At 36.7% G+C, this 23,905-nt stretch carries 20 protein-coding genes; 9 read left to right on the forward strand and 11 right to left on the reverse strand.

Annotated features, from left to right (window positions below):
- The first annotated feature begins 900 nt into the window (after nt 1-900).
- The 6 genes from ACFING_RS01960 to ACFING_RS01985 all read left to right on the forward strand — a co-directional run bounded on the left by ACFING_RS01960 (nt 901) and on the right by ACFING_RS01985 (nt 9,063).
- Entirely contained in the window at nt 901-1,257 is a 357-nt protein-coding gene (locus ACFING_RS01960; protein ID WP_375629493.1) for a hypothetical protein, read from the forward strand.
- A gap of 192 nt (nt 1,258-1,449) precedes the next feature.
- A complete protein-coding gene (locus ACFING_RS01965; protein ID WP_375629496.1) occupies nt 1,450-1,815 on the forward strand; it encodes a hypothetical protein in 366 nt (121 codons plus the stop codon).
- Nucleotides 1,816-2,024: 209 nt separating this feature from the next.
- Nucleotides 2,025-2,387, forward strand: coding sequence for a hypothetical protein (locus ACFING_RS01970; RefSeq protein ID WP_375629499.1), 363 nt, complete (start codon nt 2,025-2,027; stop codon nt 2,385-2,387).
- A gap of 636 nt (nt 2,388-3,023) precedes the next feature.
- Nucleotides 3,024-4,421, forward strand: coding sequence for a threonine synthase (gene thrC, locus ACFING_RS01975; RefSeq protein ID WP_375611136.1), 1,398 nt, complete (start codon nt 3,024-3,026; stop codon nt 4,419-4,421).
- Nucleotides 4,422-4,504: 83 nt separating this feature from the next.
- On the forward strand, nt 4,505-5,779 hold the full coding sequence (locus ACFING_RS01980) for a M16 family metallopeptidase (RefSeq protein WP_375629501.1): 1,275 nt from the start codon (nt 4,505-4,507) through the stop codon (nt 5,777-5,779).
- Nucleotides 5,780-6,177: 398 nt separating this feature from the next.
- Nucleotides 6,178-9,063, forward strand: coding sequence for an EAL domain-containing protein (locus tag ACFING_RS01985; RefSeq protein WP_375620659.1), 2,886 nt, complete (start codon nt 6,178-6,180; stop codon nt 9,061-9,063).
- 42 nt (nt 9,064-9,105) lie between these two features.
- Here the strand turns inward: ACFING_RS01985 and ACFING_RS01990 are convergent, their stop codons facing one another.
- Complete coding sequence (locus ACFING_RS01990) at nt 9,106-9,690, reverse strand: YqgE/AlgH family protein (protein WP_375620658.1); 585 nt, start codon at nt 9,688-9,690, stop codon at nt 9,106-9,108.
- A 71-nt stretch (nt 9,691-9,761) separates the two neighbouring features.
- On the opposite strand from ACFING_RS01990, the gene ACFING_RS01995 reads away from it, so the two are divergent.
- The gene (locus ACFING_RS01995) at nt 9,762-10,640 is read left to right on the forward strand and encodes a protein-disulfide reductase DsbD domain-containing protein (protein ID WP_375620657.1); all 879 of its coding nucleotides are present in this window, start codon (nt 9,762-9,764) and stop codon (nt 10,638-10,640) included.
- Between the two features lie 26 nt (nt 10,641-10,666).
- Here ACFING_RS01995 and rnhA read toward each other — a convergent pair whose 3' ends face one another.
- From rnhA to cyoE, 4 genes are all read right to left on the reverse strand, one after another.
- Nucleotides 10,667-11,134 carry a ribonuclease HI gene (gene rnhA / locus ACFING_RS02000; protein ID WP_375620656.1) on the reverse strand — a complete coding sequence of 156 codons (468 nt, stop codon included), beginning with the start codon at nt 11,132-11,134 and terminating at the stop codon, nt 10,667-10,669.
- 5 nt (nt 11,135-11,139) lie between these two features.
- The gene (locus tag ACFING_RS02005; protein WP_375629504.1) at nt 11,140-12,099 is read right to left on the reverse strand and encodes a homoserine kinase; all 960 of its coding nucleotides are present in this window, start codon (nt 12,097-12,099) and stop codon (nt 11,140-11,142) included.
- Nucleotides 12,099-13,154, reverse strand: coding sequence for a 4-hydroxy-3-methylbut-2-enyl diphosphate reductase (gene ispH / locus ACFING_RS02010; protein WP_375629507.1), 1,056 nt, complete (start codon nt 13,152-13,154; stop codon nt 12,099-12,101). Before ispH ends, ACFING_RS02005 begins: the two co-directional genes overlap by 1 nt.
- A gap of 182 nt (nt 13,155-13,336) precedes the next feature.
- The gene (cyoE, locus tag ACFING_RS02015) at nt 13,337-14,272 is read right to left on the reverse strand and encodes a heme o synthase (protein ID WP_375620653.1); all 936 of its coding nucleotides are present in this window, start codon (nt 14,270-14,272) and stop codon (nt 13,337-13,339) included.
- A gap of 343 nt (nt 14,273-14,615) precedes the next feature.
- Between cyoE and ACFING_RS02020 the strand changes: the two genes are divergently transcribed.
- The gene (locus ACFING_RS02020) at nt 14,616-15,155 is read left to right on the forward strand and encodes an invasion associated locus B family protein (RefSeq protein WP_375611128.1); all 540 of its coding nucleotides are present in this window, start codon (nt 14,616-14,618) and stop codon (nt 15,153-15,155) included.
- 110 nt (nt 15,156-15,265) lie between these two features.
- Nucleotides 15,266-16,690: a metalloprotease TldD gene (gene tldD, locus ACFING_RS02025; protein WP_375629510.1), complete on the forward strand. Its 1,425-nt coding sequence runs from the start codon at nt 15,266-15,268 to the stop codon at nt 16,688-16,690.
- A gap of 507 nt (nt 16,691-17,197) precedes the next feature.
- On the opposite strand, the gene ACFING_RS02030 is transcribed toward tldD, so the two are convergent.
- The 6 genes from ACFING_RS02030 to aroC form a co-directional block, all read right to left on the reverse strand.
- Nucleotides 17,198-18,451 carry a class I SAM-dependent RNA methyltransferase gene (locus ACFING_RS02030; RefSeq protein WP_375629512.1) on the reverse strand — a complete coding sequence of 418 codons (1,254 nt, stop codon included), beginning with the start codon at nt 18,449-18,451 and terminating at the stop codon, nt 17,198-17,200.
- Nucleotides 18,448-19,191: a TlyA family RNA methyltransferase gene (locus ACFING_RS02035; RefSeq protein WP_375620651.1), complete on the reverse strand. Its 744-nt coding sequence runs from the start codon at nt 19,189-19,191 to the stop codon at nt 18,448-18,450. The genes ACFING_RS02030 and ACFING_RS02035 overlap by 4 nt, the downstream gene beginning before the upstream one ends.
- A gap of 16 nt (nt 19,192-19,207) precedes the next feature.
- Nucleotides 19,208-21,115: a 1-deoxy-D-xylulose-5-phosphate synthase gene (dxs, locus tag ACFING_RS02040; protein WP_375629515.1), complete on the reverse strand. Its 1,908-nt coding sequence runs from the start codon at nt 21,113-21,115 to the stop codon at nt 19,208-19,210.
- A 241-nt stretch (nt 21,116-21,356) separates the two neighbouring features.
- On the reverse strand, nt 21,357-21,611 hold the full coding sequence (locus ACFING_RS02045) for an exodeoxyribonuclease VII small subunit (RefSeq protein WP_375611123.1): 255 nt from the start codon (nt 21,609-21,611) through the stop codon (nt 21,357-21,359).
- A gap of 7 nt (nt 21,612-21,618) precedes the next feature.
- Nucleotides 21,619-22,722: a 3,4-dihydroxy-2-butanone-4-phosphate synthase gene (ribB, locus tag ACFING_RS02050; RefSeq protein ID WP_375629518.1), complete on the reverse strand. Its 1,104-nt coding sequence runs from the start codon at nt 22,720-22,722 to the stop codon at nt 21,619-21,621.
- Between the two features lie 15 nt (nt 22,723-22,737).
- Entirely contained in the window at nt 22,738-23,826 is a 1,089-nt protein-coding gene (gene aroC / locus ACFING_RS02055) for a chorismate synthase (protein WP_375629521.1), read from the reverse strand.
- Nucleotides 23,827-23,905 lie beyond the last annotated feature (79 nt).

Below are 23,905 nucleotides of genomic sequence, written 5' to 3' on the forward strand. Positions count from 1 at the left end.
CTTAATAGCCTTTTTAAATAAGCAATGAAATCAGATCTTTTCAAAAGTAATCCACTTTCTAAAAATAAAAGCGGCTTTTCAGTTTGGAAAGAAGAAAGTGTTGAAAATATTATCTAATGCTGATCTTTCGGCACTCATAAATATGTCTAAATTATATTCTTCTATACACTGCCTTGCATCATAGTAATATGCCGTTCACATTAGCGATAAAAAGATAATATCATTTATCTCTATCCAATTCGAGCTCTACTTTACACTATGAGAAAATTGTACATTTTTTAGTATCTATAACATATTATTATCTATAAGATAAATTTATATATTTAATAGTAAATTAAGAATTATTATTCTGCTATCACGATGCAATTAAATAACCATTGAATAATAACTTAAATAATATATATATAACACATTATACAATAATGACTATCTATAATAAATACTATAAATAATAAAATTTTATCGTGTCCATTCATATTTTAATTGTTAATAATATTTTTATAACTACATCATAATTTTCATGTTTTCTATTATACTATCGATAATAAATAAATTTTTATATATTTAATATGTAAAAATTTTGATCAATTTTATTATCTATAAATGTATTTAAAAAATATATTAATATCGTTTTATAAAAATTATACGATAACCATATGCTGTTTTATATATAACACATAATAAAATATTCTATAAAGTTTTTAAAAAATATAATTTGTAATTATTACTGTTACTTTTTTACAATAATGTTTGTAAAAAAATTATAGGTATATTTTTATATGTATTTTTATTATTGACTAAAAATACATATTGAACTATATGACTTGTATATAGTGTGAGATACATAAACATTATGTATCTTTCTTACATATATAAATTAAAAATATTTGAGGTAAAGTTATGGTAAAAATATTTAAAAATTATATTTTAAGCATTTTTATAGCGAGCACTTTTTTTATTTCACAAACTGTAAATGTTAATGCAAACTATTTGAAAAACGATACTCCAAAAGAGGAACTTTCTGTTTTCCCAATGGAACAAGTAAAATATGCGAAATCCGATGTAGTTTCTACGACTGCTTTCTATGCTCCGTCTGTAAATTATCAAACAGAACATGGAACAATAGGTGAAGGAAAATTTGAAAAGGTCGTTGAGCCTATGACTATAGGAATGGGGCTATTGTTTACTGGATATGCAATGAGCTTTATAGGATCGATAATAAGTTGGATAAAGGACATAGTATTGATTTTCAAGTAATTCAATCTATTGTAGAAATATAGAATACATATCTTAATTATGTTATTATTAATTATTATAAATTTATTACATAATGAAGCTTCTATTTCTCTTACTATAACTATAAATTCTGTAAATTACATCCAAAAATCCAAAGTGTAATTTATATACACACATATATATATATTGAATACTATAAAGTATTTGAGGTAAATGATGATTAATTTTTTTAACAATAATATATTAATTATTTCTATGATATCTGTTTTTTACATTTCACAGACTGTAAGTGTACATGCCAACTATTTGCAAAACAATATTCATCGTGAGAATATTTTTATTTCTGTAACAGAACAGAACAGAACGGATGCAATCAGTACGATTGCTCTCTATACACAAAATCTAAATCGTTGTATGGAAAATGAAATTACCGTCGAAGGAAAATTTGAAAAGGTTGTTGAACCTCTTACACTCGGGGCTTTTGGTATGGGGATGGCACTTGGATATGCATCAAGTACGATAGGCATGTTTTTAGGATGGATAATAAGTAAAATAATATTGTATTTTAAATCTCGTTAAAATTGAACTTTCATCAGAATAAGACCTTCTCATATGAAATATAAACTATGAACATATTCTGTGTTTATCCATTGTTGATGATAAAAACTAATGAATTATCACACTAAGAGTGAAAAAAGCTTTAAATGCTTCTGTTTCTCTCAATGTGCACTAATTCTGCCGATGCATCTATTCAATTCAGATTAAAATAAAAGTATTGGTGGTAAACTATGATTAAAGTATTGAAAACTTACGTATTAAATATTTTTATAGCAGTTGCTTTTTTGCTTTCACAAATTATAAATGTTCATGCCAATCATTTGAAAAATGATACTCAATGGGAAACTGTCTCTCTAATAGAACAAGGAAAGAAAAAAGCTATCGATATAGCTGCTCTTTATGTCCCAAGTTTCACTCATAGAGCAAAAAGTGAATCTGCCTTTGAAGGAAAATTTGAGAAAGTGTTTGAACCAATTACGCTAGGAGTTTTTTCTACAGTAGGAGCTTTGGGTTTTGGATTCTTGACTGGATCTGTTATGGCCATATTTAGTGGGATAATCGGATGGGCAATAGGAAAAATTAAAGGCAAATAATTCAAAGATACTTAGTTATTTTTTTCTATTTAAAATGAAAATACTTTACAGCCTGCTTCCCATCATTTAGCAGGCTGTTGTATGTTTTCTATGGATAACCTTTAGGCTACCATACTGTATAGCACAAATATAATATCTATTATTATACAAAGTAATAAATTAAGCTAAAAAAGATTATTCAAAGTATAGATTTGCGCACGAAATGCCATAAAATTACCTTATAAATCTTCCAATGTGAGTCTTGGGATGTATCATTTTAACATTTCGTTTAGCAGATTTAATTGTTACAGAGTATTAAGAGTATAAAATAACTATGAATGATTGATTTTTATACAAAAGTTCTTCAGTAAATACTATTCTATCTATTTAATTTTATTATTTAAGAAGGTGTACAAGTGAAGATACGTTTTAAAATCTAAGTGAATGAATAATAGAGAGAAATTTTTGACTGTAACAGATTTTCTGTGAACATTTGGCGTTTATATCTCAAAAATAAAAATGCTTAAGGCTATTTCCTTTCATTATTGAGTTAAAAAGAAGAAAAGAAGCTCTATCCATTTAATAATTTAAATATTATGAAAAACGTGAAATAAATAACTTCACCAATTTGCCAGAAATAAAAAAAGGATAAGACTTATGGAATATATCAGCACGAGAGGTGAAGCTCCTGCTTTAAGCTTTACGGAAACAATCATGACAGGGTTGGCAAGCGATGGGGGACTTTATTTGCCAGATAAATTTCCTCAGCTATCATTTGATGCGTTACGAGCACTTCGTGGTCAGTCCTATACAACAATTGCTAAAACTATTCTGTGGCCCTTTGTGAATAACGAAATCGAATATACAGCTTTTGAAAATATGATCGCTGAATCTTATGCAACCTTTCACCATCCAGCAATCTGTCCGTTACGACAAACTGGAGCAGATGAATTTATCCTTGAACTCTTTCATGGTCCTACTTTAGCTTTTAAAGATGTAGCAATGCAGTTTCTTTCTCGACTGATGGATTATGTTTTGACTGAAAAAAATAGATGTGCAACGATTATTGCTGCAACATCAGGTGATACAGGAGGAGCTGCGATACAAGCTTTTGCTGGAAAAGAACACTCAGATATTTTTATTTTATTTCCTAAAGGACGTGTATCGCCTGTTCAACAACGGCAAATGACAACCAATCATTGTTCCAATGTTCATGCCATTGCCATTGAAGGAAATTTTGATGATTGCCAAGCTCTTGTCAAAGCAATGTTTAATGACCACAATTTTCGTAAAAAAAGAGCACTTTCAGGTGTTAATTCTATAAATTGGGCGCGTATCATGGCGCAAATTGTTTACTATTTTTCATCTGCACTTTCTTTAGGAGCACCTGATAGAGCTGTTTCATTTACTGTTCCTACTGGAAATTTTGGTGATATTTTTGCAGGTTATGTCGCAGCCCGTATGGGATTACCCATTGCTCAACTGGTCATCGCAACGAATGATAACGACATCCTTGTACGTACATTGACCAGTGGTACTTACGAAACACAACCAATAGTCCATACAACATCACCTTCTATGGATATTCAGGTCTCTTCTAATTTTGAACGTTTGCTCTTTGAAAGTGGCAATCGTGATCCAATGTGGATTCGCAATGCAATGGAAAACTTGAAAAAAACGGGGCTCTTTACTCTTGATGAAAAGCAACTCAAAAATATTCGTTCCCTATTTTCCGCTGGAAAAAGCAACATGGCTGCAACAGCTCAAACAATTGATAGTGTCTATAAGGAAAGTGGCTATCTTGTTGATCCACATACAGCGGTCGCTCTTCAAGTAGCGCGTGAAAACAAAAAACCGCATATTCCAATGATCGTTCTTGCCACGGCTCATCCAGCTAAATTTCCTGATACTATTAAAAGCGCTTGTGGCCTTCATGCTCCATGGCCATCTCATCTCAATGATGTAATGAAACACGAAGAACATTTTATAAATCTTGCTAATGATGAAAAAATAGTAAAAGATTATATTTCTTTAAAATCGCGTGCATCTTATTAAAGTTAGCTGCATTAATTTAAATCAAGAATATTCTGATACCCTTACAATGAGGTGTTTAGCTTATTTAATGGAGTTGTAGATACATGGATGTAGATATATGTCGCCTTAGTAATGGTTTGACTATCGCCACACATACAATGCAACAAATTGATAGTGTTGCTCTCGGAATATGGGTTAAAGTGGGCTCACGCAATGAAACCTCCACACAGCATGGTATTGCTCATCTTCTTGAGCATATGGCTTTTAAAGGAACCGAAAACCGTACTGCTTTTCAAATTGCAACCGATATTGAAGATGTTGGCGGTGAAATCAATGCTACAACCAGTATTGAAACAACAGCTTACTTTGCACGTGTACTTAAAAGCGATATCCCACTTGCTATAGACATTTTAGCCGATATTTTAATGCATTCAAAATTTGACGACGATGAACTAGAACGAGAAAAACAAGTAATCTTTCAGGAAATTGGTGCTGCCTATGACACTCCTGATGATATTGTTTTTGATCACTTTACAGAAACAGCCTTTCGTCATCAATCCCTTGGACGCTCTATTTTAGGAACAGCTAAAACTATTCAATCATTTACATCTACTGATCTCCATGATTTCATCAATAAACAATATAGTGCAGATCGTATGATTGTCGTTGCTGCAGGAGCTGTAAAGCACGAAAGTTTCTTGCGAGAAGTTGAAAGTCGTCTTGGTACTTTTCGCTCCCATTCAACCGCACCTCTTACTAATCTTGCAAATTATGTCGGTGGCGACTTTCGTGAATATCGCGATTTAATGGATACACAAGTTGTTCTAGGGTTTGAAGGGCGTGCTTATCACGCGCGTGATTTTTATGCAGCCCAAATTCTTTCAATCATTCTTGGTGGTGGTATGTCTTCACGTCTTTTTCAAGAGGTAAGAGAGAAACGTGGATTATGCTATTCTATTTATGCTTTTCATTGGGGATTTTCAGATACTGGGCTTTTTGGTGTTCACGCAGCTACCGGACAAGAAGGGCTCAAAGAACTTATTCCTGTGATTCTTGATGAACTTTCCAAGGTCAGCAAAAATATTCACGCCAACGAACTGCAACGAGCACAAACGCAATATCGTGCAAATCTGACAATGTCACAGGAAAATCCCTCTAGTCAAGCACATCTCATTGCTCGCCAAATACTCCTTTATGGTCGACCAATTCCAATATCGGAAACAATTGAACGCCTCAATCTCATCACTCCTAAAAGATTAACTGATTTAGCACATCGTCTTTTTACAAACTCCACTCCAACACTAACTGCTGTCGGACCTGTAGGACCCCTTATAAATTTTGATGATTTAACGTCAACTCTTTCATACAAGCTAAAGTAAAAACTTCTTTTCAATGCAACATCACAATAACGTCACATATTTTATCATAAAATTTACCACAAAAGCTCTCCTCATTAAATAAGTTTTGGAAATATTGGGCAAATAGGCGTACAAAACTACCCAATTCATACTTCATGTGATAAAGATTCTAATAAGTGAAGGTATATCCGTGAAATCTGAAAATTCATGGTTTAACTTTGCACTTTTAAAATATAAAACTTCATTCGCTTCAGGTTCCATTGAAGCAAATGGGTGTGTGGTCTATTTGTATATAAAATCACATAACTTAAGAAAAAGTGATAACAATTTATTATGTAAATAAATTATAAAAGGTGGACGTTTTTTCTCAAAAGTCGAAATGAAAATTAAACATCCTAAAATATTGAGAGTGGGACATTGTGAAGAGTTTGCGTAAAATAATTGACATCATTTTCATTGTAGTCGTTAGTTCTTTTGTCCATCTTACATCAGCACAAGCAATTGAACCAGTTAAAATTTCTTCTCAAGATGCTGCTCTTGATCTCTCAAAAGCAATTGAAATTCACCATACAAACAACTCTATTTTTCAAACAAGTACAGCACCAGGACCAGATGGTATTGTATGGCGTATTGAAGTGCAGGCAAAAAATGAAAAATTTTCCGGAAATTGGGCAGTTTTTTCTCTTGCAAATCCAACAGATGAACAAGTTGATCGTCTCATCGTTGCCCCCCATTACCGCATGGCACGTTCTGGATTTTTTTGGCCAGACCTTGGATCATCAAGGATTCAATCCATAACGCCAAGCGAAGGTTTTTCCCTCGATCGTCAACTTAGTGCAAACTCTGATATCTTTCGTATTACCCTTAACCCTGGTGCTGTTATTACATTTGTAGCCGAACTTAACTCTGCAAATCTACCGCAAATCTATTTATGGCAACCTGAAGCTTATAAAGATGCAATTAATTCTTATACGCTTTATCATGGTATTCTTCTTGGGATATCAGGTCTCTTAGCGCTTTTGTTAACTGTTCTCTTCGTCGTCCGTGGAACGGGGCTGTTTCCTGCAACAGCGGCAGTTGCTTGGGCAGTGCTTTTTTATATTGGTATTGACTTCAACTTTTTAAATAAATTCTTTGCAGTTACACTCACAACCCAACCAATCTGGCGTGCTGGTACAGAAGTAGCACTTACTGCTACACTCTTCATTTTTCTTTTTACCTATCTCAGCCTTAACCGCTGGCATTATCATTTTAGTTACGGTGCTATCGCTTGGACCATTGCGTTTTGCAGTCTAGGAGCCTTTGCTATTTACGATCCCATCAGAGCAGCTGGAATTGCGCGTTTGTCTTTTGGCCTTACCGCTGTGCTTGGTATAATATTAATCATCTATTTCTCAATCAGAAGCTATGACCGCGCCATTATGCTTATTCCAACATGGTTGCTCATTAGCTTTTGGTGTGTTGGAGCCTATACCTGCATAGCTGGACATTTAAACAATGATATTATCCAGCCAGCATTAGCAGGGGGATTAGTGCTCATTGTTCTTCTCATAAGCTTTACTGTCCTGCAACAAACTTTTTCTAATGACGCTTTCCATGAAGGAATATTTTCCGACCTTGAACAACAAGTACTCGCAGCAAAGGGAGCTGGAAATATTATTTGGGATTGGAATATTGAGCGTGATCGTATTGTTGTACATCCAAACATGGCAACCCTTTTTGGTACTGAAATTCATAACCTCAATGGACCTATGCGCAACTGGATTTCAGCCTTGCACCATGATGATCGTGAACGCTTTCAAGCCGTATTGGATATCATTCTTAAAAATAAAAAAGGGCGCATTGATCAAATTTTTCGGCTTTCTTCCGGTGGTGGTTATTATCATTGGTTTTCTCTTCGTGCACGTCCGGCTATGCAAAAAGATGGAAAAATCACACGTGTCATTGGAACCATTGTCAATATTACTAACCATAAAAAATCCGAAGAACGCTTATTGCATGATGCAATCCACGACAGCTTAACTGGACTTCCTAACCAACAAATTTTCTTTGATAGACTACAAAATTATACCTCTTTAGCGAAAGCAAATATCAAAATTAGACCGACTGTCTTTATGATTGATTTTGACAATTTTCGCCAAATTAATCGCAAATTAGGCATAGCAGTTGGGGATACTGTACTGCTTATAATCGCACGTCGTTTAAATCGTCTCATTAACTTTCAAGACACCTTATCGCGTCTTTCAGCAGACCGCTTTGCAATTATTTTACTCAGTGAAACCGAACCACAAAAAATTGCAGCATTTGCAGATCATTTGCACAAAACAATTTCAGCACCTATTTCACTTTCAGAAAATAAAATAATCCTTTCAACCTCTATCGGATTGGTTACATGGAGTGAAAGCCGATCGACGGCTAAAGATATTTTTAATGATAGTGAGTTAGCGATGATTCGCGCAAAACAAATGGGTGGGAACCATATTGAACCTTTTCGTCCTAATTTTCGCACTTTGGGTCTCGAACATAATACTCTGGAGAAAGATGTTCATTATGCCATAAAACGTAATGAGATGAAAATCCTCTACCATCCTATTCTTAATTTATCAGACGGACATATTATTGGTTTTGAAACAATTGTAGAATGGCATCACCCCACTTATGGAAATTTAAATGTCTCTGATTTCATAAAAATCGTAGAAAATGAACAAATTGTTATGGATTTGTCACAATTTATCATTGATAATGCCATTATTGATCTTATAAATGTACAAGAAAAGTTTTCCCAACAATCTTTCTTTATTTCAATTAATTTACCAAGCGCAGAAATGATTCATCCTCGTTTTATCAGTCAATTGCGTGCCGCTTTGCTTCGCCATCCGCTCCACAAAGGGCGTCTGATGATTGAAATATCTGAATTTGTCTTAAGAAATAATCCTGAACAATCAGCGCACTTTCTTGAACAAATTAAAACACTTGGAATGAATCTCGCACTCGATAATTTTGGAACAGGTTATTCGTCTCTGACCTATCTCGTACGTTATCCATTTGATATGGTTAAACTTGATCGTTCACTTATCTCAATCGACTCTCTTAAGAAGAAAATTGTTCTAAAGTCTATCATTAATATGGCAACAGATCTTAATTTGCAAATTATCGCAGAAGGTGTTGAAAATGAAAAAGAAGCAATCTTCCTCCGTCAAGAAGGCTGTAAATATGTTCAAAGTACACTTGTGACGAAACCGATTGCCATAGAAGAATTAATTACGCTCGTTCAGAGCCATTTCCCTTATAAAATAAAAACATAAGGGATAAAATAACGTGTAAAGTTAAAAAGCTTAGAAAAAACTCTACGCGTGTCCCATTTCAGAAGCAAGATAAGTTGGATCGATACCCATGCGTGTTAAACTTTTATCATACTTGCAGCTTAAATCGCTTTCAAAAAGAAAACTAGGTGATGTAGAACTGATTAGCCAACCATTTGTAGAAATTTCTGCCTCAAGTTGCCCCGCTTTCCATCCAGCATAGCCTAATGCGACCAGTGCATGTTGCGGACCTTGTTCGCAACTGATCGCTTTTAATATATCAATTGTCGCAGTAAAACAGATCTTATCTGCAATAAAAACAGTTTCTTCACAAGTATAATCATCTGAATGAAGGACAAAACCACGCGAAGGATCAACAGGACCACCATAGCGAACAGGAAACTGTTTTATTGGTTCAGAAAGACTTTTTTTTTGGCCACTGTCTATGACTCCCAAATGAAGCAAAAGCTCTGGAAAATCAATATGATGCAATTGATTAAGAATGATGCCCATCGCACCGGCATCAGAATGCGCACAAATATAAATAACAGAACGAATAAAGCGTTTGTCATTCATCCCAGGCATTGCTATGAGTAATTGTCCACCTAAAAAGCCATTACACCGCTTCATTAATCTGTTATTCTCCATAATTTACATGATAAAAGTTTGTTCATTTAGCACACTAGGAAAATAAAACTCCAATGAAAAAAAGTCGTATATTTACAAATTTACAAAATATCGCAACTTTCTTTTATAAAAAGCTTTTAGTTACTTTAAGCTTAACATTCATAGTTTTAGAATTACTTAACATTCCTGTAAATGCTCAAACAGAACAAAAACTCCAGCTTTTCGCAACATCTTGGTATGAATCAGATGGTGGTCGTATCCGATTAGCGATCACTGAACCTTCTCTTTCTGGAATAAGAGAAGGCATTATTGAAATTGAGCTTAAACCAGGATGGAAAACTTACTGGCGTAATCCAGGTAATTCTGGCATGGCACCATTTTTTAATTTCAACCAACAGATTTCTTATGAAATCTTTTATCCTACTCCACAGCTTTTTGAAACAGAAAATGATTGGTCATTAGGTTATAAAGATAAAGTAATATTGCCCTTCAATCTTTCTGGTTCAAGCAAAAATTTAAGTGGTGCTTTCACTCTTGGATTATGTAATAAAATCTGTCTTCCATTTACTATTAACTTTGATTTTTCGCCATCTGCTCTTAAAAATAAACAGCTTCCTGCTTCCTTCTTAAAAAAGGCGCAAGATTCTTTGCCCCGCATGATGCAGAATGCACTAAAAATAAGTGCCGAAAAAAATAACAGTACCCTTCTTATAAAAATACAAAATAACAACAAAACCACTCCTTCCTCTCTCTTTTTAGATGGAGGAGAAATGCAAATTGGAGCAGCAAGAAAAGTCAGTGATAACGCAGAATATACACTCTTCAGTGCTCCACTCTATTTCACACCAGAAGAAATAAACCAAAAAATTTTTTATACAATTTCTTTTAAAGATCACGCCTTAAGTGGAACATTCATATTCCATACGCAGCCAACCCCTCTTGCGTCTCCATGATAAAAGAAAAAGCTCTCAAAAAGCAATTATGCTGGAAAACGTCCATTTTCACGATATTGAGTAATTGCTTTGCGAGCAAGGGCATCTGCGCGTTCATTTTCTGGATGTCCCGCATGCCCTTTTACCCAGTGCCATCTAACTGTATGACAAGAACTAGCATCCTCAAGAGCTTGCCATAGCTCCATATTTTTAACAGGATTTTTTGATGCAGTGCGCCAATTATTCTTTTTCCAATCTTCAATCCACTTAGATATACCGTTACGTACATAAACTGAGTCTGTATAAAGATCGACCAAACAGGGCTCTTTAAGCGCCTTTAATGCACAAATTGCCGCCATGAGTTCCATTTGATTGTTTGTCGTATGGACCTTACCGCCATAAAGCTCCCGTTCATGACCATTCCAGCGTAAAATTGCCCCCCATCCTCCAATTCCAGGGTTCCCTGAGCAAGCACCATCTGTATAAATTTCAACGACTTTTTGTGGAGTTGCCATAAAATTTAAAAACCTAATTCACTTAGCGAATTTACATTACTGAAAAAACAAAGCTTGTGCCAATACTCCCATGGATCTTTCTTAATAACAAAGCTATTAGGCGGTGTATTAAACCAATCATATAGACGTGTGAGTAAGAAACGTAGAGACGCACCACGAGCTAATAAAATCATCTTGTCCAATTCTAAAGGGATCAATGGTCTTATTTTTTGATAACTTTCCAATAACTTACGTGCTTTGGTAAGATTATAGGAATGATCAGGCTCAAAGCACCAAGCATTTAAACAGATCGCTAAATCATAAGCAAAAAAGTCATTACAAGCAAAATAGAAATCTATCATCCCAGAAAGACGATGATTCACAAAAAAGACGTTATCATTAAATAGATCTGCATGAATAATGCCTATTGGTAAATTGAACGGCCAATTTTTCTGTAAAAAAGCCAATTCCAACTCAATTTTTTGTCCAAATTCTTTTAACAATGCATCTTCTTTGGTTTGACAACGTTGCCACAAGACCTTCCAATCCATAACAGAAAGAGTATTTTTACGACTAAGTGTAAAATCCTGTCCTGCTAAATGCAATTGTGCTAACCCCGTCCCCACTTCGCCACAATGATCTATATTGGGCTGGCGGATCCACTCTCCTTCCAGAAAAGTAATAATAGCGGCAGGACGTCCTGCTAATTCACAGATCATCATTCCATCATTTTGAATAACAGGTTGAGGACAAGGAATTCCACGCTGTCCTAAATGCTGCATCAAGCAACAAAAAAAAGGTAAATCATCTTTTGAAATACGCTTTTCATAAAGTGTTAAAATAAATCGCCCTTGTGTTGTCTCTAACATAAAATTAGAATTTTCAGTCCCCTCCTCTATACCTTGATAAGACAAAAGTGATCCTATTGCATAACGTGTTAAAAACACTTTTAAATCATTTGGGTGAATATCTGTATAAACGGCCATTATTCTGCTTTCGTTGTAGATATGTTTGTATTCTGATTTTCATTTTTTGCACTATTTGCTTGACTATTGACGAAAGCCATATCTTGAGACGTTAAAATGACGTCACGTAATTCGCGACTCACTAAAAATTTTTCCGTTTCTACCGCTGTTTCAGCTAATTCTATTGTGACATCATAACGCTCACGAAATGCTGAAATAATTTCATCAATAATAATTTCAGGAGCCGAAGCCCCTGCTGAAAGACTGACAATAGAAAGAGATTTTAGGTTTTCAAAATTAATTTCATCAGCGCGCTGAACTAAAATAGCTTGCCGCGCACCAGACTTTTCGGCAACCTCTACTAAACGTCGTGAATTAGAAGAATTTGGTGCTCCAACAATCAAAAACAAATCGCTCCCCTTTGCCGCTGCTTTAACCGCATCTTGTCGATTCGTTGTAGCATAGCAAATTGACTCAGCCGCTGGGGCTGCTAATGTAGGAAAACGTTGTTGTAATATATCGATAATTCCTGCAGTATCTTCAACAGAAAGCGTTGTTTGTGTCACAAATCCTAATTTATCTGGATCATTGGGTTGATAATGCAAAGCATCTTCTATCGTTTCAATAAGCGTCACAACTCCTTCTTCAAGCTGTCCCATTGTCCCTATCACCTCAGGATGACCAGCATGACCAATCAATATAACATGACGACCATGACGTTGATGTCGTATCGCTTGTTTATGAACTTTCGAGACCAACGGACATGTTGCGTCAAGATAAAACAAATTATAGTATCGTGCTTCTTCTGAAACAGATTTTGGTACACCATGAGCAGAAAAAACAACTGGTTGATTGCGATGTTCTTCTGGAATCTCATTAAGTTCTTCGACAAAAACAGCACCCCGTTGCTGTAATCCCTCAACCACGTAGCGGTTGTGTACAATTTCATGACGGACATATACTGGAACACCATATTTTTTTAATGCAAGCAGAACAATCTGGATAGCACGATCAACCCCTGCACAAAATCCACGTGGACCACAAAGACGTATCGTTAAAGGGGGAAGTCCAGACATAAATCATCCTTAATCTCTATAGTTTTAGCTATATATTCAAACAACCTATTATTATACATGAATAAGCAATGTAAAAAAACGTGCAATATCATCTTTTGCATAAGAACACACTCTATCGTGTTTTCTTACAGAATTTTCTTGAAGAAAAGCTCTTTTAAAATTTGCTCTTTCATTTTACGCAACTAAAGAGCGATAAAATACCAAACAAGAGATTCAATCAAAAGAATTCCAAAGATAGCTGCCAAATACAGTAACGAAAAGAAAAACGTTTTTTTGGCCATCAAAATAGTTTCATTATGTGTATCAGCTTGCCATAAACGATAGGCAAAATAAATAAAGATAATGCTTAAAATTGTTGAAAAAATACCATAAAAAATTCCGCCAAGACCAGTAAAGCAAGGAGCAGCAGCACACAATGCCATCAAAATAGTATAAAATAAAATCTGTTTTTTTGTTGAATGTTCACCTCGTACATTAGGCATCATAGGGATACCTGCAGCCTCATAATCAAGAGATGAAAATAAAGAAAGAGCCCAAAAGTGAGGGGGGGTCCACATAAAAATGATTAAAAATAATAAAAAGCTATCAATACTCACTGTCCCTGTTGTCACGGCCCATCCAATCATTGGTGGAAAAGCCCCAGAAGCACCACCAATAACAATATTTTGTGGTGTGATACGCTTTAACCAAATTGTATAGATAACGACATAAAAGAAAATCGTAAACGCAAGAAAAAATGCCGCAAACCAATTAATGAAGCTCCCCATAACCAATACCGAGAGCATAGAAAGAACCATGCCAAAAATAAATGCCTTTTGGGAGCTGATTTTACCCATGGGAATAGGACGCTTTTTAGTCCGTTCCATCACAGCATCAATGTCAGCATCATACCACATGTTCAGTGCTCCCGCACCACCTCCACCAGCAGCAATACATAAAATTGCTAAAAAACCATACCACGGATTGATAGGAACAGGCGATACAAGCAAACCAACCAGAGCCGTAAAGACCACAAGAGACATAACACGTGGCTTTAATAATGTGATGTAATCACCAATACCGGATTTTGGTGGCGTTGATTTACCATTCACAACCGATAACTCTTCTGAAACTGACATTCCACTCAAAGCCCTTTTCCATTTCTGTCATTCACAAACCCAATATTATCTGACAAATATTATCTAGCGTATGGAAATAACCCATTAAGACCAATCGTATTTTTGAGAAAATATGAAATATCTCTTTCGCACGTATCCCCTAAAAGTAAATGGAAATATTGGCAATAAAAATACATTTTTTCAATCAACGTTCTCTCCACATTACAAATGTATCATAAAAATATATCATATGAATTAATATATTTGGGTAAATACTGATTTTGTGTTATAGTTTTTTATAGGGAATTCATTTTTTATGTAAATCTATGCCCGGTTGTGGGTGTTGAGTCGGATAGGATTTTCTGTGATACTTTATAAATTACTCAAAAAAACTTTTTTTATTGGTGCTGTTCTTTACACACTTTATAGTAGTTTTATCAGTCATGCATTTGCACAAACACCCTATGCACAAGATGTTCCTGCTCCGCAAACCTATGGTGCATGGACAAAAGTGTGTTCTCTACCACCAGGTACACCTAACATGCAGTGTGAAGTTGTACAAAACGTTCACACACAAGGGCGTCAAGATATTACCTTGCGCGTTACATTTTATAAACTTCCTCAAAAGCAAGGTGCTTTGATGCGTGTTTTTGTTCCGATTCGCGTTGAATTACGTCCTGGCGTTGGAATTAAAATTGACGATAAAAATATGGGCAGAATGGAATATCGTCGTTGTCTTGGTGATAATTGTGTTGCTGAAGCCTTTCTTAAAGAAGACATATTGCAGCTCTTTTTAAAAGGAAAAATGGCAACCTATTTTATCTTTACAACTCCTGAACAAGGGATTGGAGGTTTTGTTGACCTTCATGGTCTTGGCGACGCCTATGCAACCTTACCGACATGAATGAAATCAATACATTTTAAACAATCAAAATCTCATCGTATATTTTGAAAGATTCTTAAAATTAGATTGATAAAAATCTTCGAAGCCCCCATAAAAATAGGATAATTCTTATGAAATCGCTGATTGATCATTTTGATATTGCTTCCTCTAAAGTGCAATCACTTATACAGGAAACACTTCATCATGCTGATGATGGTGAGCTTTACCTTGAGTATACAGAAAGCGAAGCTCTTTTATTTGATAATGGACAGCTTAAAAACGGCTCATTTCATCAAGATATGGGATTTGGACTACGCGTTGTTGCTGGAGAGGCTACTGGATATGCTCACTCTAGTGAGTTATCAGCTGCTGCACTCAAACGTGCCAGTGAAGCTGCTAAAGCTGTTACCTATAATAATCATGCAGGGACTTATAGCATAGCACCTCAACAAACAAACAAAAGGCTTTATCAACCGCATAATCCCCTTGATGCTCCATCATTTGAAGAAAAAAGTGCTCTTTTGCAAAAAATTGATGCCTATTTACGTGCTAAAAATGATAAATTGCATCAGGTGACTGTTTCTCTTTCCGGCTCGCTACAACATGTTGAAATTTTACGTGCAGATGGTTATTTGGTTCGTGATATTCGTCCCCTTGTGCGACTTTCTATATCTGTGGTCGCAGCTGAAGGCAATCGTCGTGAAAATGGTTTTTATGGATGTGGAGGGAGACAAGCATTTAACCAATTTATTCATGAAGACAATTGGAAAAAAGCTGCGGATGAAGCCTTACGTATGGCTTTAACAAATTTAGAAGCAGAAGCAGCACCTGCTGGATCTTTTGATGTTGTCTTAGCTAACGGATGGCCTGGTGTTATGCTCCATGAAGCCGTAGGTCATGGTTTAGAAGGTGACTTTAACCGTAAAAAAACATCGGCTTTTGCTGGACTTTTAGGACAACAAGTTGCAGCAAAAGGTGTTACAGTTGTTGATGATGGAACAATTCCACAATGCCGTGGCTCTCTCACTGTCGATGATGAGGGGACCCCTTCAAGATATAACGTTCTCATTGAAGATGGAAAACTCGTTGGTTTTATGCAAGACAGGCTTAATGCACGGCTTATGGGAGGTAAATCAACTGGAAATGGACGGCGTGAATCTTATGCTTATGCACCAATGCCACGAATGACCAATACAATCATGCTAGGAGGAGATAAAACACCTGAAGAAATCCTTTCTTCACTTAAAAGTGGTATCTATGCTGTTTCATTTGGTGGAGGACAAGTTGATATTACTTCCGGAAAATTCGTCTTTGAATGTACTGAAGCATACCGAGTAGAAAATGGCAAAATTTGTGCACCAATCAAAGGTGCAACTCTTATTGGAAATGGACCGGATGCTATGAAACGTATCACAATGATTGGTAATGATAGTAAACTAGACAATGGTATTGGTATGTGCGGAAAAGCAGGGCAAAATGTCCCTGTTGGTGTTGGTCAACCTCATCTTCGAATCAATAATATGACAATCGGTGGAACTGCGCTTATAGAGGAATAAGCTTGCTCATTCCTTCCCAGTATTGCCTCCTTCTCGTCTATTACGACCATTTTGTGAGGGGGAGATTACAATGAATTGATTTATAAAGATAATCTAGCGTTATTCATATTGTATTAGAACCTTGAATACCGCAAGATTCTCTCATTTTAAATCTGTGTCTGTTGGATCAATCAAAATCATTCGTTTATACGTTACAGGCGGGGAGAGTTATATGGATAAAAACTGTACAAGAAAAGACTAAAGATTCCTCTTATGGGGCGTCTCAAGTGCCAAGAGTTTTAAGAAACATTAGGGGATGGCAAATATAACGACGGCACAGGCTTATTCAGACACATCTTTTTCGTAAGATATTAGTCTTTTGTGTGGGGTAACTTGTCTTTTATATTCATAATAAAAAAGACTTTCTACATTTAGTGCTCTTAAATCAACGAGAAAAAGGTTATTATTATAGATAAATTTTGGAGAGATTTTATAATAATACTCAGGTAAACTTTTAAAAAAATTAGGCTAAAGTTTCCAACCTTTCTTTTTTTTCTTTTTGCTCAAAACAGCAACAATTTCGACATGTGGTGACCATAAAAATTGATCAATCGGTATGATTTTTTCTACTGTATACCCCCTTGCAACAAGAAGAGATAAATCACGAGCAAATGTAGTAGGATTACAAGAAATTGCCACAACACGTGATACTATAGTCTTCGCTAATTCACGTACTTGTTGCTCTGCACCAGCACGGGGAGGATCAAAAACAACACTCTCAAAACATTCAAGTTCCTTTACAGAAAGGGGATGTCGGAAAAGATCACGTTTTTCACAAGTGACCGTTTTTAAACCAGTCGCAAAACGTGCTGCTGTATTTAGATTTCTTAATGCATCTTCATTATTTTCTACTGCATGAACATTCATCTTTTTTGCCATACGCAAGGTAAATGTTCCTACCCCTGAAAACAAATCAACAGCATTCTTTGCTTTTTTAAAATGAGTCAAAATAATATTGCCCATTATATTTTCAGCTTCACAAGTTGCTTGCAGAAAACCACCAGAAGGAAATTCAACACGGACATCTCCAAAGTAAATCTCTGGTTTTTCTCGTTCAACCAAAACTTCACCGTCAACAGATAAACGTATAATCCCATATGAAAGAGCAGCACTGATCATTCTCTGACGAAGTGATTCATGGTGTATAATGCAACCGCTTAAAGCAACATCTAAACCATTTTCAACACATGTTATCGTAACATGAAACCGTTTGGCAGAGCTCTTTAGAAAAGCACAGAGCTCTCTGATATTATGCAACTGAGAAATAAGCTCTGGACGGCTTACTGGGCATTCCTCAAGAGCTACAATCTCATGAGAGAGATAACGGTTAAAACCAACTTTTTGCCCCTGTGGGGTCATGGATGCTGTTAGAGTAATCCGCCGTCGGCTATAAGGTTTACATTCTATTAAAGGCGCAACAACATTATTAAGTCCATACTTTTTAAGCGCCTCAACAACCAATTGTTGTTTCCATACGCGATAAGCATCCATATGCCAATGCTGAAGAGTACACCCTCCACATTCTCCAAAATGCTGACAAAGAGTATCAATGCGTTCTGATGATTTTTCTTTTAATGTTATATATGTTGCATATTTTCCATGAACAGTAATTTCAGCACACTCTCCTGGTAAAGTAAAAGGAACAGAAACGAAGCCGTGAGACGTCTTAGCAATACCATAACCATTTGCTCCGATATGATCGATTATGACATTGTCATTCACTCTTGTTTTTCTCCGAATAGTAAATATTCCACGTTGCCATCACCACCTGTAATAGGGGAAGAAATTAAACCTTTTGCACTCCACCCTGTTTGTATATTTAACCAAACAAAAAGCGCCTCAGCAGTTTCTTTAGCACTTGATGGACTTAATATTCCTCCCTTACTAAAGTGTTTACGACCAACCTCAAACTGAGGCTTTACCAGTAAAACAGCTTGGGCACCCTTCTTGGCTAAAGACAACACGGGAGGCAATGCAAGTTTGAGCGAAATAAAGCTAACATCTGAAACGATAAGATCAATTTCTCGCCCACCTAAATGTTCCTGTTTAAAATCTCTGACATTCAAGCCTTCTAATAACGTTATAGCACTGTTGCCCAATAAACGTTTATCAAATTGATGATGCCCAACATCAACGGCAATGACATGATCTGCTCCACGCTCTAAGAGAACTTGCGTAAAACCACCTGTTGATGCACCAACATCAATGGCTGTCACTTTATCTGTTATAATTGGAAATGCATCAAGTGCAGCAATCAATTTTAACGCTGCCCGAGAAACATAATTCTGCGCTGGATCACAAACGGTAATCTCTGCATCATCAAAAACGATTTGCCCAGCTTTAAAAACGATTTCTCCGTTAACTTTAACAGTTTGGCGCATAATTGCATCACGTGCGCGTGAACGTGTCGTAAAAAAGTTTTTTTCAACTAAAAGAATATCGAGTCTTTTTCTGGAAGCCATCTCATACTCGAATTTTCTATCCTGTTCGAATCTCGCGTCCCAAAACAGCAAAAACCGTGTTTAAAATACCCATAGCGTCAAGTCCGACACGTGAAAGAACTTTTTCTGGTGAACCATGATTCAAATATTCATCAGGAAATTTTAGTGTACGAACTTTCAAACCATGCTCTAAGAGCCCTTCTTGCGCTAAAAATTGTAATATGTGCGCTCCAAATCCACCGATTGCCCCTTCCTCAATTGTCACCAATACCTCATGCTCACGTGCCAAACGACGCATCAAATCTTTATCTAAAGGTTTTGCAAACCGTGCATCTGCAACCGTTGTAGACAATCCTTCAGCCTCCAACGCATCAGCAGCTTGCAACACTTCTGACATCCGCGTTCCAAAACAAACCAAAGCGATTCTATTTCCTTCACGCAGAACGCGCCCTTTTCCAATTTCTAATAACTCACCACGTTGCGGTAAATCTATACCAATCCCCTCACCACGCGGATAACGAAAAGAAATTGGTCCCTGATCATAAGCTGCAGCTGTACGCACCATATGCATCAGTTCAAGCTCATCAGAAGGTGCCATAACAACAAAGTCAGGAAGAGTGGCCAAAAAAACAATATCAAAACTTCCAGCATGTGTTGCACCATCTGCCCCCACAAAACCTGCTCGGTCAATAGCAAAACGTACCGGTAATTTTTGAATTGATACATCATGAATAATTTGATCATAAGCACGCTGTAAAAAAGTAGAATAAATTGCAACAAAAGGCTTATACCCTTCACAAGCAAGTCCTGCCGCAAAAGTTACGGCATGTTGCTCAGCAATACCAACATCAAACATTTTTTCAGGAAATTTTTTCGCAAAAGAATCAAGGCCTGTCCCTGTTGGCATCGCTGCTGTTATGCCAACAATCTTATCATTATGGCGAGCTTCTTCTATTAAAGCTTTAGAAAATACCTTGGTATAGGGTAGAATATTACTTGATGCTTTTACCTGTTTTCCTGTCGTGACATCAAAACGATTAACACCATGATATTTATCAGACGAGGCCTCTGCAGGTGGATATCCCTTTCCCTTATGGGTTACAACATGCACCAAAACAGGACCATTAGGATATTCACGAACATTTTTAAAAACAGGCAATAAATGCCCCAAATTGTGCCCATCTATGGGGCCAACATAATAAAAGCCAAGCTCATCAAATAAAGTTCCCCCAACCAAAAGTCCACGCGCAAATTCCTCTGAACGACGGGCTTTATCCAAAAAAAACTTTGGCAATTTTTCGCTCAACATCTTTACGCGTTCACGTAAATGACGATAAGAAGGACGAGACACTAATCGTGCAAGATGTGCACTCATAGCACCTGTAGGTGGTGCTATAGACATATCGTTATCATTAAGAACAACAATCAAGCGTGCATTCAAAGCACCAGCGTTGTTCATGGCTTCATAAGCCATGCCCGCAGACATTGCACCATCACCAATGACAGTTATGATATTGCGTCTTGTCTCTGCTTTCAAAGCACTTGCCACTGCCATACCAAGCCCCGCTGAAATAGAAGTAGACGAATGCCCCGCCCCAAATGGATCATACACACTTTCTGAACGTTTTGTAAAACCAGATAATCCGCCCTCTTGACGTAATGTGCGAATTTTTTCTCTACGCCCCGTTAAAATCTTGTGTGGATAGGTTTGATGACCAACATCCCAAATAATCCTATCCTCTGGTGTATCAAAAATATAATGTAATGCAACAGTGAGCTCAACAACACCAAGTCCCGCCCCAAGATGACCACCTGTTACAGAAACCGCATCAATTGTTGCGGTCCGCAACTCATCAGCCAACTGTACCAAATCAGACTCAGGTAATGCCCGCAAATCTTGCGGAAAACAAACACGGTCAAGCAATGGTGTTAAGACCTGAGACAAAAAAAATCCTTTCTATTATCTTAACTCAAGAAAACACAATGATAAAAATATATCTTCTCTACTCTTTTATTTACAGTTTTGCATCTTTTTTACTGAAAAATGCTCTTTTCTATTTGAGATGAGCTATAATTTCCTCATTTTTAACTTATTTTATAAAAAAGAAATCAATAAAACTTTCTGTTTATAAACTAAGGTTATTGCTTCTCTTAGGTCCCACAATAAATATCCAAAAAGATTTAAATTATTTAGCATCAAGTGGTTCCACTCCTTCTGGAAAACCTTCTTCTGAAAGCTGGATTTTTTCAACTTTAGCTTCAGCAACTCTTAAGAGTTTTTCACAATGCTTTTTAAGCGCTTCACCGCGTTCATAAATATCAATGGATTGTTCCAAAGGCACATCACCACGTTCCAAATTTTCGACAATAACTTCAAGTTGCTTAAGCGCTTGCTCAAAGCTTAAGGTCGTAATATCCCCCTCTTGTATCTCTTTTTTCATATGAACCTCAAAAAATATCTGTTCTGGATATACGAACTCCAAAACCTTCCAAACCTATATAATGATGCTCTTTAGAAGTATAAACAATAACAGAGCCTATTCCTAAATATTTTAAAATTTGTGATCCTAAACCAATTTTGCGCCATTCTTCTTCGCGTTCAATTGCCTGCACATGGTTTTCTGAACTGTTTCTTGTCATGTTTTGAATACCAACAGTTGATTGTATAACAGATCCTTCACGCAAATAAATAAATACGCCACGTTTTTCTTTTTCCATCATACGCCGCATCATCACCATAATATCTGAAGTTTGACAAAAAACGTCACTTATAATGTTTTCATGATGTAAATGCACAGGAATATTCTCACCCTCACGGACATCACCAAAAACAATTGCAATATGCTGAACGACTTCCCAAGGGAGTTGATAACTTTGAACAATAGCGGGACCTACGAATGTTTCAATAGGCATTTCTCCAACATGCTTGATCAATATTTCCTTACGTTGGCGGTAAGCAATTAAATCTGCAACCGTTATAATATGCAACCGATGTTCTTGCGCAAATTTCATAATCTGATCGCCATGTTTAACGCTTCCATCATCATTAACTAACTCACCGATAACACCAACCGGCGGCAAATTAGCTAATTTACATAAATCAACAGCAGCCTCCGTGTGACCTGAACGCATGAGCACTCCCCCTTCATGCGCAATTAAAGGAAAAACATGCCCTGGACGAACAAAATCATCCGCACTTGCATTTGAATTCGCAAGATTACGTACAGCTAATGTACGGTCATGCGCTGAAATTCCTGTTGTTATGCCGTGTTTAAAATCAACAGTAACCGTAAATTGCGTCCCATGTGCAGAGTTATTATCTGGTACCATAGGAGAAAGATTAAACCGTTTTGCTTCTTTTTTTGGCATAGGTGTGCACACAATACCTGTTGTGTGACGAAGAATAAACGCCATCTTTTCTTCTGTACAATGCGCTGCAGCAACAGTTAAATCACCCTCATTTTCACGGTCATCATCATCTGTCACCACAACAATTTCACCGCGTTCAAAAGCTTTAAGTGCAGAAACAATTTTTTTTTCATCATACGCCATTGTTCACCTTTTCAATCACCCAACTTGACCGCGATGTCTTAGATAATGGTCAGCAATAGCACAAGCAACCATCGCTTCACCAACAGGAACGGCACGAATCCCAACACATGGATCATGACGTCCCTTTGTTATAACGTCTATATCATGACCATCAACATCAATGGAACGACGAGGTGTTAAAATTGATGAAGTAGGCTTTACAGCAAAACGCGCAACAATTGGCTGTCCACTCGATATTCCCCCTAAAATACCACCAGCATGATTGGATAAAAAAAGCGGTTTTCCATCATTTCCCATTCGCATTTCATCGGCATTTTCTTCTCCTCTCAAGCGGGCTGCCGCAAAACCATCACCAATTTCCACACCTTTTACCGCATTAATCGACATAAGTAACGAGGCAATATCTTGATCAAGCTTTGCGTAAATAGGGGCTCCTAAACCTGCCGGAACATTTTCTGCAACGATCTCAACAACCGCACCAACAGATGTCCCCTCTTTACGGAGTTTACTGATATAGTCACTAAAAATGTGAACCATCTCTGCATCAGCTGTAAAAAAAGGATTATTATCAACCTCTGACCAATCCCAACGATCACGATTAATATTATGAGGACCAATTGCTATCACTGCTCCTCGTACAATCAAACCAGGAACGATTTTACGAGCAAATGCACCTGCTGCAACACGTGCTGCCGTCTCCCGTGCCGAAGCACGTCCCCCGCCTCGAAAATCACGAATGCCATATTTAATATCATAAGTATAATCCGCATGTCCTGGACGATACTGATGAGCAATTGCTCCATAATCTTGAGAGCGTTGATCTGTGTTTCGAATCAACAGAGAAATTGGTGTACCTGTTGTCACCAATGTCGTTCCATCGTCTTGAACAACAACTCCTGAAAGGACCTCTACTTCATCTGGTTCTCGGCGCTGCGTTGTGTATTTTGATTGTCCTGGCTTGCGTTTATCAAGATAAGCTTGAACGTCTGCAAGAGTAAAAATAATTCCAGGTGGACAACCATCAATGACACAACCAAGAGAAGCACCATGACTTTCACCCCATGTTGTTACACGAAACAAATGACCAAATGTATTATGCGACATGAAAAAAGATCCATTTCTCTGTCAAATATATACAACGATAACGTATGTTGTGTGCTATACACAAAACAGCTCTTTTCTC

Source organism: Bartonella sp. AP150HLJHH (assembly GCF_042196385.1).
Taxonomy (GTDB): domain Bacteria; phylum Pseudomonadota; class Alphaproteobacteria; order Rhizobiales; family Rhizobiaceae; genus Bartonella.